Source organism: Pelovirga terrestris (genome assembly GCF_014773365.1).
Lineage (GTDB): Bacteria > Desulfobacterota > Desulfuromonadia > Desulfuromonadales > Geopsychrobacteraceae > Pelovirga > Pelovirga terrestris.
The window spans coordinates 103914-118940 of sequence record NZ_JACWUN010000003.1 but is presented as its reverse complement, the minus strand read 5'-3'; the positions used below and the strand labels follow the sequence as shown (position 1 = coordinate 118940).

General features: G+C 55.9%; 12 protein-coding genes. 3 read left to right on the top strand and 9 right to left on the bottom strand.

All coding sequences use genetic code 11. The features are described 5' to 3' along the window. Positions 1-31 precede the first annotated feature (31 nt). Positions 32-3163: an efflux RND transporter permease subunit gene (locus ICT70_RS03575; RefSeq protein WP_224746790.1), complete on the bottom strand. Its 3132-nt coding sequence runs from the start codon at positions 3161-3163 to the stop codon at positions 32-34. Next, a complete protein-coding gene (locus tag ICT70_RS03570; protein ID WP_191154017.1) occupies positions 3160-4356 on the bottom strand; it encodes an efflux RND transporter periplasmic adaptor subunit in 1197 nt (398 codons plus the stop codon). Before ICT70_RS03570 ends, ICT70_RS03575 begins: the two co-directional genes overlap by 4 nt. Before the next feature lie 326 nt (positions 4357-4682). Between ICT70_RS03570 and ald the strand changes: the two genes are divergently transcribed. Then, positions 4683-5801: an alanine dehydrogenase gene (ald, locus tag ICT70_RS03565; protein WP_191154016.1), complete on the top strand. Its 1119-nt coding sequence runs from the start codon at positions 4683-4685 to the stop codon at positions 5799-5801. A 44-nt stretch (positions 5802-5845) separates the two neighbouring features. Here ald and ICT70_RS03560 read toward each other — a convergent pair whose 3' ends face one another. Then, positions 5846-7483 (bottom strand): fatty acid--CoA ligase, encoded by a 1638-nt coding sequence (locus ICT70_RS03560; RefSeq protein ID WP_191154015.1) that lies wholly within the window; start codon positions 7481-7483, stop codon positions 5846-5848. 176 nt (positions 7484-7659) lie between these two features. On the opposite strand from ICT70_RS03560, the gene sfsA reads away from it, so the two are divergent. Beyond that, positions 7660-8352 carry a DNA/RNA nuclease SfsA gene (sfsA, locus tag ICT70_RS03555; RefSeq protein ID WP_191154014.1) on the top strand — a complete coding sequence of 231 codons (693 nt, stop codon included), beginning with the start codon at positions 7660-7662 and terminating at the stop codon, positions 8350-8352. A gap of 342 nt (positions 8353-8694) precedes the next feature. After that, positions 8695-9969, top strand: coding sequence for a tRNA(Met) cytidine acetate ligase (locus ICT70_RS03550; RefSeq protein ID WP_191154013.1), 1275 nt, complete (start codon positions 8695-8697; stop codon positions 9967-9969). A gap of 19 nt (positions 9970-9988) precedes the next feature. Here the strand turns inward: ICT70_RS03550 and ICT70_RS03545 are convergent, their stop codons facing one another. The 6 genes from ICT70_RS03545 to ICT70_RS03520 form a co-directional block, all read right to left on the bottom strand. Then, on the bottom strand, positions 9989-10840 hold the full coding sequence (locus ICT70_RS03545; protein ID WP_191154012.1) for a 4Fe-4S ferredoxin: 852 nt from the start codon (positions 10838-10840) through the stop codon (positions 9989-9991). A gap of 28 nt (positions 10841-10868) precedes the next feature. Continuing rightward, a complete protein-coding gene (locus ICT70_RS03540) occupies positions 10869-12362 on the bottom strand; it encodes a thioredoxin/cytochrome c biogenesis CcdA family protein (protein WP_191154011.1) in 1494 nt (497 codons plus the stop codon). 118 nt (positions 12363-12480) lie between these two features. Then, complete coding sequence (thpR, locus tag ICT70_RS03535; protein WP_191154010.1) at positions 12481-13038, bottom strand: RNA 2',3'-cyclic phosphodiesterase; 558 nt, start codon at positions 13036-13038, stop codon at positions 12481-12483. Positions 13039-13055: 17 nt separating this feature from the next. Further along, positions 13056-13934 (bottom strand): ABC transporter ATP-binding protein, encoded by an 879-nt coding sequence (locus ICT70_RS03530; protein ID WP_191154009.1) that lies wholly within the window; start codon positions 13932-13934, stop codon positions 13056-13058. Further along, positions 13931-14611 carry a molybdate ABC transporter permease subunit gene (gene modB, locus ICT70_RS03525; RefSeq protein WP_191154008.1) on the bottom strand — a complete coding sequence of 227 codons (681 nt, stop codon included), beginning with the start codon at positions 14609-14611 and terminating at the stop codon, positions 13931-13933. The genes ICT70_RS03530 and modB overlap by 4 nt, the downstream gene beginning before the upstream one ends. Positions 14612-14621: 10 nt before the next feature. Further along, on the bottom strand, positions 14622-15026 hold the full coding sequence (locus ICT70_RS03520; protein ID WP_191154007.1) for a TOBE domain-containing protein: 405 nt from the start codon (positions 15024-15026) through the stop codon (positions 14622-14624). Position 15027: the final 1 nt, after the last annotated feature.

The following is a 15027-nucleotide window of genomic DNA, read 5'->3' as shown; positions in this document are numbered from 1 at the left end:
AGCTCCTGATGGATGGGCCCGGCTCTAGCTTTTACACGCGTTTTTCTGCCCTGAAAAATCCGATGATATCTTCAAGAATCAAATAGGTTGCCGGTACCAGCAGCAGGCTGAGAAAGGTGCTGAAGAGAATGCCGAAGCCTAAGGATACCGCCATGGGAATCAGAAACTGCGCCTGGGTGCTGGTGTCAAATAATAGCGGGGTCAGCCCGAGAAAGGTGGTCAGGGAGGTCAGCAGGATCGGTCGGAAGCGGTTGACGCCGGAGAGCATCACCGCCTCGAACATCGGCATCCCTTCACGGCGGCGGCGATTGATGAAATCGACCAGTACCAGGCTGTTATTTACTACCACCCCGCACAACGCCAGAATACCGAGCAGACTCATGAAGCTTAAGTTAAACCCCATGATCATGTGGCCGACAATGGCACCGCCGATACTAAAAGGGATGACCAGCATCACCGGTAGCGGTTGCAGGTAGGAGCGAAACGGGATGGCGAGCAGGGCATAGATGGCAAACAGGACAAAAATAACCCCGTAGATCAGGCTCCCCATTGATTCGCGCTGTTCCTCCAGTTCCCCCTTGAAGGTATAGCGGATACCGGGATATTCAAGCAGTAGTTCGTCGAGATAGATCCTCAAATCAGCGGCGATGGCGTTGGTATCAACCTCCCCCTTTTCGGCATCGGCTGAGACATTCACCGCACGGTTACGGTCAACCCGGCGGATGCTTGAATAACCGGCCTGCATATCGATGGCCGCGACCTGATTAAAGGGCACTTCAACGCCACTCTGGGTGCGGATTTTCATGGTTTCCAAACTGGCCAGATTCTGACGTTGTTCTTTTGGATAACGAACCATCACCCGGACATCATCGCGCCCCCGTTGAATGCGCTGGGCTTCGCTGCCGAAAAAAGCGGCTCTGACCTGACGGCCGAGGTCAGTGGTGGTTAATCCGAGGAGTTTGGCCTCCGGCAGCAGCCGCAGCTGGATCTCCTGCTTGCCCTGGTCAAAGCTGTCCTGGATGTCGAACAGTCCGGGATATTCGCTGTAGCGCTGCTTCAGAAGCTCGGTAACTTCAGACAACTGGTTAAAATCAGCCCCAGTCAACTGGACATCAACCGGGTTGCCGCCCCGCCCGATTTCCGCCCGGTAGGTCAGTTCCCTGGCCCCGGGAACGGTGCCGATCAGTTGACGCCATTCCTGTACTACTTCGCTGGTGCTGATCTGATTAAGGCGCTCTTCCGGCGGCACCATTTCCATGGTGACCTGCCCCAGTTCCGATTTGCCACCCATGCCGGGACTTCCGGTACCGGTCCAGCCGGTACTCACCAGGATGTTACGGATGACCGAACTCTTGCCGTCCGGCTCCAGATGTTTAGCCTGCAGGGCGTAGGCATGTTGCGCCATGCGTTCTATGTGGGTTCGGGTCTGGTCGATCGAGGTGCCGGCCGGCATGATCAGGGTTGCGCGGGCAATCTCACTTTGAATCCGGGGGAAAAAAGTATAACCGTAACGGCCACTGACCACAAAGCTGACAATAATGATGATCGCGGCAGTGAAGATCGACAGGGTCAGATGTCGTCGTCTGACTGCGAGCTCGAGTACCGGCTGATAGATCCGCAGGGCGAACAACTCCAGCCCCCGGGCAATTTTCTGCTGCAGTTTCTGCAAGATCAGCAAGGCTCCCCGTGGTGGCTTGGTGATGTGGACACTGCTCAGGTGGGCCGGCAGAATCAGCTTCGATTCAACCCAGGAAAAGGCCAGGGCCGGAATAACAATGAGTGGAATCTGGGCGAAGATCGGCCCCCGCACCCCTTCCATAAAGAGTAACGGAGTAAAGGCGACAATCGTTGTCAGCAGCCCGAAGGTGACCGGGACCGCGACCTCCTGGGTTCCGGCGATGATCCCTTCGATCGATTCACCATCCTCCTTGAGTCGCCGGTAGACGTTCTCACCGGTAATGATGGCATCATCAACGACAATTCCCAGCACCAGAATAAAAGCAAAAAGGCTCATGGAGTTCAGGGTCACGCCAAGGGTCGGCATCAGCGCCAGGGCGCCTAAGAAACTGATCGGAATACCGATGCAGACCCAGATAGCGACTGAAAATCGCAGGAACAGAGCCAGGGCCAGAAAGATCAGAATGCCCCCCTGCAGCGCACTGCTGGTCAAGGTGTTTAACCGCAACTGGACAATGCGTGAGCGATCACGCCAGTAGTCGATGGAAACTCCCGGCGGCAGAATTTCACGCTTTTCCGCTACATACTCACGAACCGCACGGCCGACGTCCAGGGCATTCTGCTCACCGGTACGGTATACCTCGATCATGACCGCAGATTTTCCATTGAGCACGGCCTCCAGTGGATCTTCATCAAAACCATCGTGAATGGTCGCAATATCACCCAGCAGTAGTTGACTGCCGGCGGGCGTGGTGCGCACGGGGATGCGGGCATAGTCTGTGGCTGAGGCTGCCTGACCCATAGTGCGCAACAGGATCTCGCCGCCACGGGTTTTGATGGCTCCGGCCGGCAGGTCAAGGGAGTGGCGACGAATTGCCTGGGACAGATCTTCCAGGCTCAACTGGTATTGTTCGAGGGTCGGCTGATTGACCTCAACCGAGAGTTCGTAAGGTCTGACCGCGACCAGGTCTGCCAGACTGATAGCCGGCAGCGCGGTCAGGTCGTCGCGAACCATTTCACCGATTTTGCGCAGATCGGCTTCGGGCAGATTGGCGCCGATAACAACCGAAATGACTTCCCGGCGGAACTCCAGGATACTGTAGGTGGGTCGTTCGACTTCTTCCGGAAAGGTGCTGATGGCATCGACCTTGTTGCGGATATCATCCATGATTTCGCGCGGTTTGTACCCTTTTAAGACATCAACCCGAACCTGCCCACTGCCTTCATTGGCGGTGGAAATAATCGTGTCGATCCCGCTGATGGCGGCGATGGCTTCCTCAATGCGGATAATGACTGCTTCTTCTACTTCGGCCGGGGTGGCGCCACGGTAGACGGCACTAATGATGACTGTGTCCCGCTCAAATTCGGGAAAGACCTCCATCGGAATTCGATCTGTGACCGCCCACAGGCCCAGGCCGATAATCAATGCCATCAGCAGGTTGGCTGCTACATGATTGCGGGCAAACCAGGCAATAATCCCGTTCATTGGTTCTGTCCCTTGCGTCCATCCTGGTTGTTATTGGTGATGCGGACGCTGATGCCATCAGCGGCAAAGGGCAGGCGCGTCAGGGCAATCTGCTCACCGGGACGCAGGGGACCGCTGGCGACCAGATAGTTGGTGTCGCGCCAGACAATATCCAGTTCGCGCCGTTCCAGCCGGTTTTCCGGGGTGATGATATGGACGGTACGTTCGCCATGAATGGCTTGCCGGGGAATCCGATAAACTGCCTCCAGCTGACTGCCTGAGATGCGTGCTTCAACAAACTGACCGATTTTCAATTGGGGCCGGTCTGCTGTCTGCTGATAAGGGTTGTCAATCCGGGCAATGACAAAGAGTTGCCGACTGTTGATATCGATACTGCCTTCGGTGCGGACCAGCCGCCCGGACCAGGTAAAGATGTCGCTACCGATGCGGACACTGAAGGTGACGCCTGCCTGTCGGGTTGCGGGAACCACCGGACGGTTACGAAATTCTTCCGGCAGGGTAAGGTGGCTCAGTTGCTCATCCGAGAGAGGTAATCGCACTTCCAACGCGTCGCTGGCATAGATCCGTGCCAGGCGTGTACCGGTAGTGATATATTGCCCGATGTCAACGTCCTTGGTCAGAATCCGTCCGGCGTAGGGGGCGAGAATGCGGGTGCGCTCAAGGTTCAGCTCGGCCTGGCGCATTCGTGCTTGGGCCGCAGCCAGGGCTGCGGCGGCGTTTTCAAGCTGCGGCGTGCGCACCACCAGGGGTGGCGGTGGATTCTGTTGCTGAAACTGTTGCCAGTCACGGCGGGCCTGATCGCTGCGCGCCTGCTCTTCGGCCAGCGCCAGTTGGCGCTGTGCTACCTCGGCACGGGCAATAATGACGGCATTCTGATAATCGCGGTCATCCACTTGCAGCAACAGATCGCCTTGTTCAAAGAAGCCGCCGGTGTAGAAGTTGTCCGCTACCTTAACCACCCGCCCGGCTGTTTCCGCCACCAGAGTGCTTTCCGTGCGGGGTGAGACAGTGCCACGGCTGGCAACCTGGACCTGGTAAGATTGGGGCTTAAGGGTGATGACTTCAACCGTTGGCGGAGGGATCTGCGGGCGCTGACGGGTTGCCTCCGGACCACTGGCAATCAGCGCAGCACTGATGGCGATGCCACCTGAGAGTATCAGCAGGGGCAAGAGAAAACGGATGATGCGTTTCATGGGTTGTCCTGTAACAAGGAAATTGAAAACTAAAGCGGTATGCTATTTGACAAATCTAGCAGAAACGCCATTGGAAGTAATCAGTGTTACGCACAGTTTGTCTCATTTAGTGGCAACAGAATCCCTCGGAAATTTTTTTCTTTACCTGGATATTCACTTCACTCAAACTGTCGATTCAAGATCAAAAAAGATATTTACCCTTAAGCCACTTAAGGCGCTGAGAAAATCATAAAAAGCCATGCGTTCCCAGGTTTCTCAGGGTTTCTGTGCCTCAAGTGAGCACAGCGAACGGCTGGTAACGCCAGAACTTAACCAGCGAGGTGACGATGATTATCGGAATACTCAAAGAAATCAAGGCGGAAGAAAACCGGGTGAGCATGACACCGGGGGGCGTCGAGGTCATGGTTGCAGCTGGGCATCAGGTTCTGGTGGAACAATCTGCCGGAGTCGGTAGCGGTTTTGCCGATAAGGATTATCAGCGCGCTGGTGCGCAAATCGTGCCTGAGGCCGCGCACGTTTATGCCCACGCTGCCATGGTGATGCACGTCAAGGAGCCACAAGCGCAGGAATATCAGCACATTCGAGAGGGTCAGATCGTCTTTACCTATTTTCATTTTGCCGCCAGTGAAGAACTGACCCGGGCCATGCTGGGGCGCAAAGCCGTGTGCATCGCCTACGAGACCATCACTGATGTTGCGGGTGGTTTGCCCCTGTTGACCCCCATGAGTGAGGTCGCCGGGCGCATGGCGGCCCAACAGGTGGCAAAATATCTGGAACGCGCTCAGGGAGGGCGCGGGCTCCTTATGGGTGGTGTGCCCGGGGTTGAGCCGGCAACCGTTGTCGTGATTGGTGCCGGCGTGGTCGGTAGCCAGGCCGCCCGCATGGCTTGTGGTCTTGGCGCCAAGGTTTATCTTCTCGACAAGGACCTGACCCGTTTGCGTTATCTGGATGAAACCATGCCGGCCAACTGCTTCGTCATGATGTCCTCGCCGGCGACTATCCGGGAACTGGTGATTAACGCTGATGCGGTTATCGGCGCAGTACTGGTCCATGGTGCCAAGGCGCCCCGCCTGGTGACGCGTGAGATGTTTGCGACGATGAAGCCGGGTGCGGTGCTGGTGGATGTTGCCATCGATCAGGGGGGCTGCTTTGAAACCTCGCGCCCGACGACCCACGGCAATCCCACCTACGAGGTTGACGGTATTCTCCACTACTGTGTCGCCAATATGCCCGGCGCTGTGCCTTTGACCTCGACCATGGCCCTGACCAACGCCACGCTGCCCTATGCCCTCAAGATTGCCAACCAGGGGTGGAAATCGGTAGCACGCCAGGATCCGGGCATTGCTGAAGGCTTCAATGTGGTTAATGGGTTGGTCTGCTGCAAGGGGGTGGCAGAGGCCTTTGGCTTCGATTATGTGCCGGTGGATGAAGTATCGAAGATTTAATGGTTTTCCCCCGCGGGTTGGGTGGCCCGCGGGGAACTTCGTCACTATTGTTGATATTGTTCGCGCAGCAGTTTTTTGTCGGTTTTGCCGACGCTGGTCCTGGCGATGCTGGCAACAAACTCGATCTTCAGCAACACGATCTGTTTAGAAATCAGCCCCTTGTCGACAAATCCGCGGATATAGTTCAGCAATTCCTTTTCAGTGATCCCGGTGCCCTCTTTTTTGACCACCAGGGCGACCGGCTTTTCACCCCATTTCGGGTCCGGCAATCCAATGACCGCTGTCTCGACAACGTCCGGATGAGCAGCGAGAAAATCTTCCACCTCCAGTGACGAAATCCACTCTCCGCCAATCTTGATAACGTCCTTGATCCGGTCGGTAATCTTGATGTAGTTATGCTGGTCGCGGTTGGCGACGTCCCCGGTATGCAGGTAACTCCCGCGCCACAGGGTTTCCGAATTGCGCTGATCCTTCAAGTATCCTTGAGTCAGCCATGGACTGCGGACGACAATCTCACCGACGCTCTGACCATCGGCGGGAATATCCTGCATCTGCTCATCAACAATCCGCAGATCGACCAGGGGAAGCGGGCGGCCGGTTTTGCAGCGGACCTCCAGGTCCTCTTCACTGCTTAACTCCTCCGTAGTAACATGGGCCAGGGTCAGCACCGGGCAGGTTTCCGACATGCCGTAACCGGAGTAGATGTCGATTCCCCGTGCCCTTGCGGCCTGACACATGGCTTTGGGTAGAGCCGCACCGCCGATCAGTACTTTCCAGCCACTCAGATCAATCTGTTTGAACAGGGGATGGCTCATGAGCAGGTGAAGGATGGTCGGTACGCAATGGGAGAAGGTGACTTTTTCGCTGTCAATCAGTTTAAGCAGCATTTCCGGCAGATATTTGCCGGGGTAAACCTGTTTGATTCCCAGTGCCGTGGCGATGTAGGGTAGTCCCCAGGCATGAACATGAAACATGGGGGTGATCGGCATGTAGACATCTTTCTGATGCAGGCGCCCCTGGCTCGCGACACTGCCCAGCGCCGCCATGCCGGCGAGGGTGTGTAATACCAGCTGGCGGTGGCTGAAATACACCCCTTTGGGCATACCGGTGGTGCCGGTGGTATAAAATGTTGTGGCCCTGGTGTTTTCATCAAAATCGGGAAAATCAAAGCCGTCAGTTGCTTGATTTAACAGGACTTCGTATTCTCCGGCCAGGGGCAGGCTGGTTTCCACTTGTTTTTGCTCATCCTGCAATAGAATGTAAGATTTGACCGTGTCAATTCGTCCCTTGATCTGTTCCAGCAGGGGGAGAAACTCTTCGTTGACGAGAATGTAATCATCTTCAGCATGGTCGATGGTATAGATGATCTGTTCCGCCGACAGACGAATGTTGACCGTATGCAGCACCGCACCAAGCATGGGCACAGCGTAAAAGCATTCAAGATAACGATGGGAGTCCCAGTCCATGACTGCCACCGTGTCACCGGCCTTCACGCCGATGGCGGTCAGGGCATTGGCCAGACGGCAAACCCGCTGTGTGAAATCAGCGTAGGTGAAACGCTGCAGGTCGCGGTAAACGATGGTCTGGTGCGGGTTGCTGACCGCCGGGGCAGTAAACAGATTTTTAATCAGCAGCGGATAGTCGTAGGCGGATGGGGTACGTGTTATCAGGTTGTCTGTCATGGAGGCCTCGCGGTTTGATAAATGGTAGTGATTCAGGTAAAGGGCACAGGCTCAGCAGATCGAAGGCGCTAATATACGATGATCTATCCCCCTTCGCAACAGCTGTCCCTTGGGAAACGTGTGAAATGAGGAGATAGCCCGTTAAGATGACGGGAAATCCAACTCCGGAGAGTCCCATGAAACTACCAGCACCTCTGTTTGCCGGCACCCTGCTACGCCGCTACAAGCGTTTTCTGACCGACATCGAACGCCCCGACGGGACGATCATTACCGCCCATACCCCCAACACCGGTAGTATGCAGCAGTGCGCAGTCCCCGGTTATCCGGTACTGTTCTCCGCCGCGAACAATCCCAAACGTAACATCCCCTGGACGCTGGAACTGATCCAGGTCGGTCACGACTGGGTCGATACCCATACCCTGCGCAGCAACCAGCTGGTGGCCGAAGCCCTGGAGCAGGGGTGGATTCCCGAGTTTCGTGATTATCAGGTGCGCGCCGAATTTCCCTATGGTGGTAGCCGCATCGATTTTCTGTTGACCAAGGGAGATGAGAAGGTGCTGTTGGAGGTGAAAAACGTCACCCTCTGTTGCGAAGCCGAAACTGCCTGCTTTCCCGATGCAGTAACGGTACGTGGGCAGAAGCATCTGCTCGAACTGGAGGGTGCGTTGCGCCAGGGGTATCGCAGTGTCATTTTCTTTCTCGTGCAGCGCAGCGAGGCCCGATATTTTTCCCCGGCAGACAAGGTTGACCCCGAATACGGACGCCTGTTGCGTCAGGCGGCAGCGGCGGGGGTTGAAATACTGGCCTACAAAACCCTCACCACCCTGGAAGAAAACCGGGTGGCTGAGAAAATTATGGTAAAACTTTAACCACAGAGACGGAGGGGCTTCTCGCCTCTCTTGGTGCTCTTGGAGTCTTGGTGGCTTGTTGATATTGAACTGTCAACGCCGACCAAAAACAGAACCCTTCTAGCCACCAAGGCACCAAGTTCTCCAAGATAAACAGGAAATGGATTCTGCGACTGCGCTTCGCTCCGCGCAGAATGACAGTTTAGTACTTTTCCTGAGACTTGCGTCTGTGTCATCCTGCGCGAAGTTGCAGGATCCAGATTGGTTGCACGATCTCGATCGCTCTGCTTGGCAAAGCTGGAGTGAAGCAGATACTTAGATAAAGATTTTTTGGTGCACTCCGTGCCTGTGAGAGCAAGATTTATGCGTGCTGTTGGTCTGATCACCGAATATAACCCGTTCCACAACGGCCACCTGTACCACCTGCGCCGCAGTCTTGAACTGGCAGATGCTGAAGTGGCGGTGGCGGTGATGAGTGGTCCTTTTCTCCAGCGTGGGGAACCGGCGCTGATCGACAAGTGGGCGCGCGCGGAGATGGCCCTGGCCGCCGGGGTTGATGTCGTGGTTGAATTGCCGCTGCCCTGGGCTTGCAGCAGCGCTCCGGATTTTGCCCGGGGCGGAATTCAGGCGCTCACCGCCCTGGGAGTCGATGCCTGCTGTTTCGGCAGCGAAAGTGGCAACCTCAATGTCTTACAGGGCTGTGCTGATCTTCTGGCTGACGCCCATGACATTATTGAGCAGCGCACCTCAGCTGCTTTACGTCGCGGTGTCACATTTCCCCAGGCCCGGGCGCAAGCGCTGGCGGATCTTTGCCCGGAGGCTGACACCCAAGAGATGTTTGTCCACCCGAATAATATCCTCGGCCTCGCTTATCTACGGGCCTTGCGTGAAGTTGGCAGTCCTGTCGTGCCACTGACCCTGACGCGCATAGGTGCCGGTTACCACGATCTCGACGCAAAAGAGGGGATTGCCAGTGCTACCGGCATCCGTCAGTGTTTGCTTGAGGGTCTCGACATTGACCGCCTGGTTCCTGACCCGGTCGCTCATCTTTTGAGAGAGACATTTGCTGAGGGCATGGGGTTGGACGAAGACGTTTATTTTCGGATGCTGTCTGCACAGATAGTGCGGCAGGCAAATGATCTGACCCGTTACTGGTGGATTGAAGCGGGACTCGAACATCGCCTGATTGCTGCCGCCGACCAGTCAGCTCAGCTGGAAGAGTTGATCAGCAATATCAAGGCTCGACACCTCACCCGGACCCGGGTGCAGCGTGCTTTAGTGGCGGTTCTGCTTGGCATTGAAGCTGAAGTAGCACGGCAGCTGCTGGCCGCTTCCCCTGCCTATCTGCACCTTCTCGCTGTCAGTGACCAGGGGGAGAGATTTCTGGCTGAGCGCCGAACCTTGCGAACAATCCCTTTGATTCAGAACTTTTCCAGAATTCAGGCCATCCTCAAGCGCCGCTATGATGCTGAACCTGAGGTGTTGCAGCGCGCCCAAAACCAGCTTGATCTGCAGGTACGGGCCAGTAGGATCTACTCCTTGCTACAAAAAAACTTTGTCGGTCAGCGTCAACGTGACTATTTTGAATCGCTGCGCAGGGGGGGTAAAATCGGGGACACAATTCCAATTATTTCATAATTTTTTTGTGTCCCCGATTTTACCGCAGAGGATTGCGCCGCTCACAGGGGATACCCACCTGACACAGCCCACAGGGTGTCACCTCCTGACCGCTGAGCTGTTTGGCGTAAGGGGCGGTGACCTGGCGGATGTAGTTATGACAGGCGATTTTGTCGTGTCCGGCTTTGGAAATGGCGGCCACGGGGCAGCGTTTGCTGCAGGCACCACAGGTGCCGCGGGCATAAAAGAGGCAGTTGGCGGTATGGGAGGTAGCGGTGCGTGGAGTGACCTCAATGTCTGCAGCGACAATCACCGAACCGATGCGGATGGCTTTTCCGGCTTCACTGATAAAGCCATCTGACAGTCCAAAGGTTCCAAGTCCGGCGGCATAGGCGGCGTGGCGTTCCGACCAGTTCGAGCACAGCCCCGCCTGGGGTGTCTGGCGATAGCCCCAGCCCGGTAGCAGGGTCGGCGCCGTCGCCTTGCGCCCTATGTCGATAAATTCATCACGAACCTTACGTCGCAACCATTCATTAAACAGCTCACCATAATGACGCGAGTAGATCCAGCGCGGAGCCGGCAGTTGCGTTTCCCGTCGCTGATCTGCCAGGGTGCTTTCTGTTTGCGGTAAAATCCAGCTCACTACCCGTAAATCTTCCGCTGTTACTGGCTGTTCAGGATAGGCCAGGGCAAATGCTTCTGCCGGTGTCCAGTGCACTGAACCGATGATCTGTTTGTACTGGGTAAACAGGGGATCATTGCCTGCCGCCACGCCGATTAACGGACTGCCCCAGGCTTGTTCATCAAACCCATGGAGGTGGTTCTGCGGCGCTTCATTAACCAGGGAGATGATCAGCGCAGTGCAGAAGGTGAGATGCTCGGATGGAGTCATGTTTGGCTCCTCTCTTTTATGGGTAAAGCTACTTGTGAGAAGGTGGCTTCTGCTTTTCTGAGCCAATGCTGATGCCGCAGCGTGGCAAAATGATGCGGTGGAGGATCAGGACGATAGCGATGATCACGGCAGCCGCACCAAACAGACCGAGGACGCCGCCGAGGCTGCCGAGGGTATCGTAGGCAAACACAATGCCGTAGGCCAATACCAGCATGATGACACCGCTGATCAGTTTGAGAATGCGCCCGTGTTTTTCTTCAAAAACACTTTTTTTCAGGGTGATGACCGCCGTTGCCAGAATGGCAATTTCGACTCCTAAGTAGATGGTCAGATAAATCACAAACAATAGCGCGAATTCAATGCCGGTGACTCCCTGCTGGGCGGCGATGTTGGACCAGATAACCGGAAAGCCGGCGGTACAGGGCAGTTCCACCAGGGTCACCCCCAGGGCCATGATGATGGTGGCGCCGACCATGCCGGCAGTTGACATATCCTGATGGATGATGTTGCGCATGCGTTTGAAAATTCCCGGCTTGTGCTTGTCGGAGATGGTGAAGCTCACTCCCTGTTGAAACCAGAAATAGTCCTTGATGTTGACCACGGCAAAGGTCAGAGCCAACAGCCCGACGACAATCTTGATCCAAACGACATAGCCCACATACAAAAAGACATTGAGCAGCCCCAGCATGAAGGCTCCATAGCCGGCGGCGGTGGTCAGCAAAAAGGCCAGTCCGACAACGATGATTTTACGGCGCGAGCGGGTATGCAGAAGGATGCCTAAAAGGATGGTAAGCAGCCACAGGGAGCAGGGGTTAAAGCCGTCGACAAAGGCGATCAGTACCGTTGTCAACAAGAGCGGCATGGTGCCGACGTTGATATCGCCGAACAGTGGGACGCTGATGGTGTCGGCTGCGGTTGTTGGGGCTGCTTCGGCACCGCTCTGCAGGCCAAGAAGTTTTTCCAGCTCGCCGCGCATCTCATCGGGAAAATGCTCACGGTAGCCGATCCAGTAACGCTCACCGATAAGGGTTAAGGGAACACTGTGAGAATCAATGCCGTATTTACTGGTGGCTTCGAGAAAGCGCTGCTGATTGGCGCGGTCGTAATAGACTTCAAAATCGCGCAGTTGAACCTGTGGATAGTCTGCGGCAAGCTGTTCGAGTTGTGGTCTCAGACGTTCGCAGAAAGGGCAGCCGATGCCCCAGAAATAGAGAATTTCATAGGCTGCTTTTGAACTGCTTGTCAGGGCCGGATTTTGGTCATTGCCCCAGCCGAAGCTTTCGGTTGTCAGGGCAGGAATCAGTGGACTGGCAGTGACTCCCTGGCAGGCAGCATCGGTGCTCGCGTCAACATCGTCAGGGCAATCGGGCGCTGCTTCACAGCGCATGGTTAGGGGGTTGAGCTTCTGCCCGGGAGCACAATCGATGAAGGCATTTGCCTGGGCGACGATTCCAAATAACAGAGCAATAGCAACGACCAGACCTGTTGTATGAATAAGTCTGCGATGTTGAAACAGAGGCATGTCTGCTGTAACCACCTTTCCGGGTATGATGCAGATGTGATGTTATCGGCGCCGAATTGTAGCTGAAAATTGCCGGGCAGGTAAGGTGCTATTGACGTTTTTTGGGATGTGTCGTCGGTTACAGGCCCGGTTCTCGCAGTAATGAGCGCTGAAGCGCCCGGTAGCGCGCTCCGTCGGAATATAAAGTGCTGTTGAAAAGGCTGATAGCAGTGACGGCAAAGGTTTGCCGAAGTGCAATGTCATTAGCCATCTGTTGGAGTTTTTCAAGATTTTTCCTGTTCTTGATGCGGGCGAGGGTGATGTGGGGGTGGAAGCGTTGTTCCGGAGCGAAGCCCAAAGGGGCTAAGAGTTGGTCGAGTTGCTGCGCCAGTCGCATCAAGGGCAGCGGCTCTTGGATGGCGGCGTAGAGGATGCGTGGTCGTTTCTGGGAGGGGAAAAAGCCGAGGCCATTCAGGTCAGCATGAAAAGCTGTCTGCTGCTTTGCACATTGGTCAATCTGTTCGGCAAGTTGCGGCAACAGGGAGTCATCAATGTCTCTGAGAAATTTCAGCGTCAGGTGCAGGTTGTCAGGTTTGACCCAGCCGGCATGGACATCACTCCGCCGCAGTTGCCGGGTGATGTCGCCGAGGTGTTGTTTAATGTCAGTGGGTAGTTCAATCGCGATAAAGGTACGCATTTGTATAACCCTCTGAACTATTCATCCAACGGCATGATCAGCGGATTGAATGCTTTGGATGCAATCAGAACCCGTTTGCCGACCTTCAGGGTTGCGATCTCCCGCTCGCTGGCAATGACCTGAACAATATCCTGCCCGACCAGCACGTGGACGATGTAGACGACGCCGCTGGGTTTGATGTGTACCACCTCACCATTAAAACGGAACTTATTGCTGATCTTTGATTGTGAAAACACCTCCGTCGGGCTGCCGCTGCGGGTGACTTCGCCTCTGTCCAGGACAAAGACGCGGCGACTGAGGCGGAAGACCTCGCTCAGATCGTGGCTGACCAGCAGGGTGGTGGGTTGATAGCGCTGATGCAGACGCAGCAATTCATCCTGGAGTTTGAGGCGCATCTGCAGGTCCAGCGCCGACAGGGGTTCGTCAAGCAGCAGGATGGTGGGTTTCAGGGCCAGGGCGCGCGCCAGGGCGACACGTTGACGCTGGCCGCCGGAGAGCTTGTCCGGCTTGCGCCCGGCCAGCTCCTGTAATCCCGCGACCTCCAGCAACTCTCCGACGATGACACCGCGTTTTTCCCTGGGCAGCGCCAGACCGATGTTTTCGGCAACGGTGAGGTTGGGAAACAGGGCATAATCCTGAAACACCATGCCGATGGAGCGCCGGCGCGGCGACAGATTGATGCGGCGGCCAGAGTCGAACCAGGGTTGGCCATCGACAATGATGGTTCCGCTATCGGGGGTGGTCAGCCCCGCTATCATGCGCAGCAGGGTCGTTTTGCCCGCACCGGAGGGGCCGAACAGGGTGATGAATTCCCCCTGCTCAATGGTGCCGCTGAACACCAGATCCATCGGTCCTTCGGCGGTGTGCAGGCGTTTGCTGACATGGACTTGAATCATGTCAGCTCCATGCGGGCAAAGCGCCGGTTGACCATATAGACCAGCAGCAGAATGGCAAAGGTGATGGCGAACAGGACAAAAGCGTACTGGTGAGCGGTGGCATAGTCGAGGGCTTCGACCCGGTCATAGATAGCAATGGAGGCCATGCGGGTCACGCCGGGGATATTGCCGCCGACCATCAGCACCACTCCGAATTCGCCGACGGTGTGGGCAAAGCTTAACACACACCCGGCGAGGATGCCCGGTTTCATGTTGGGCAGCAGGATGGTGAACAGGGTCTTCACCCGGGAGATCCCCAAGGTGGCCGCCGCCTCGCGCAGGGTGGCGGGAACTGCGCCAAAGCCGCTTTGCAGGGGATGGATCATGAAGGGAAGGCTGAACAGCACCGAACCGACGATGATCCCTTCAAAGCTGAACACCAGCCGTAGATTGAACCAGCTGTCGAGAAAACCACCGACCGGATTGACCGGGCTGAAGAAGACCAGTAGATAAAAACCCAGCACCGTCGGTGGCAGCACCAGGGGCATGCTCACCAGGGTTTCAACAACGGTCTTGCTGCGATTGTTGGTATAGGCGAGCCAATAACTTAAGGGAATCCCCAGCACCAGCAGAATGATGGTGGTGATAGCGGCGACCTGAAAGGTGAGGATCATGGTTTGGGTGAAGTCGGGATTCATATAAATTCCTTCAATTTCCAGTCAATGACACTTCGTTGGCCTTGACCAGCCATTCCACCTGATCGCCGGTTTTCAGCTCCATTCGTTGTGCTGAACGACTGGTGATGATGGAAACTACCTGGTGTCCGGCTCTCTCGAGGGTGATCTCCGCCAACATCCCTTCACTGCGAATGTCGGTGATGGTCGCGGCAAAACGGTTGCGTAAACTGATCTGACCACTTAAGTTGCGGGCGATGGAAACCTCCGTCTCCTTGAACAGGATTTTTATCTTATGACCGGTTTTCAGCCAGGGGCAGTGTTCCGGGGTTTCGACGATCAGCGCCGACATCCTGAAGTCTGAGGTCACCTCAATATCCACCAGGGAGAGGTTGCCATCGGTGTCAATGGCAGCGATGGTTCCGGGAATGCTGTTCATG

Excerpts from the sequence above, each read along its gene's own strand:
- ICT70_RS03545 (WP_191154012.1), bottom strand. The coding sequence starts at position 10,840 with ATGACTCCATCCGAGCATCTCACCTTCTGCACTGCGCTGATCATCTCC.
- ICT70_RS03540 (WP_191154011.1), bottom strand. The coding sequence starts at position 12,362 with ATGCCTCTGTTTCAACATCGCAGACTTATTCATACAACAGGTCTGGTC.
- ICT70_RS03530 (WP_191154009.1), bottom strand. The coding sequence starts at position 13,934 with ATGATTCAAGTCCATGTCAGCAAACGCCTGCACACCGCCGAAGGACCG.
- ICT70_RS03560 (WP_191154015.1), bottom strand. The coding sequence starts at position 7,483 with ATGACAGACAACCTGATAACACGTACCCCATCCGCCTACGACTATCCG.
- ICT70_RS03550 (WP_191154013.1), top strand. The coding sequence starts at position 8,695 with ATGCGTGCTGTTGGTCTGATCACCGAATATAACCCGTTCCACAACGGC.
- modB (WP_191154008.1), bottom strand. The coding sequence starts at position 14,611 with ATGAATCCCGACTTCACCCAAACCATGATCCTCACCTTTCAGGTCGCC.
- ICT70_RS03575 (WP_224746790.1), bottom strand. The coding sequence starts at position 3,163 with ATGAACGGGATTATTGCCTGGTTTGCCCGCAATCATGTAGCAGCCAAC.
- ICT70_RS03520 (WP_191154007.1), bottom strand. The coding sequence starts at position 15,026 with ATGAACAGCATTCCCGGAACCATCGCTGCCATTGACACCGATGGCAAC.
- sfsA (WP_191154014.1), top strand. The coding sequence starts at position 7,660 with ATGAAACTACCAGCACCTCTGTTTGCCGGCACCCTGCTACGCCGCTAC.
- ald (WP_191154016.1), top strand. The coding sequence starts at position 4,683 with ATGATTATCGGAATACTCAAAGAAATCAAGGCGGAAGAAAACCGGGTG.
- ICT70_RS03570 (WP_191154017.1), bottom strand. The coding sequence starts at position 4,356 with ATGAAACGCATCATCCGTTTTCTCTTGCCCCTGCTGATACTCTCAGGT.
- thpR (WP_191154010.1), bottom strand. The coding sequence starts at position 13,038 with ATGCGTACCTTTATCGCGATTGAACTACCCACTGACATTAAACAACAC.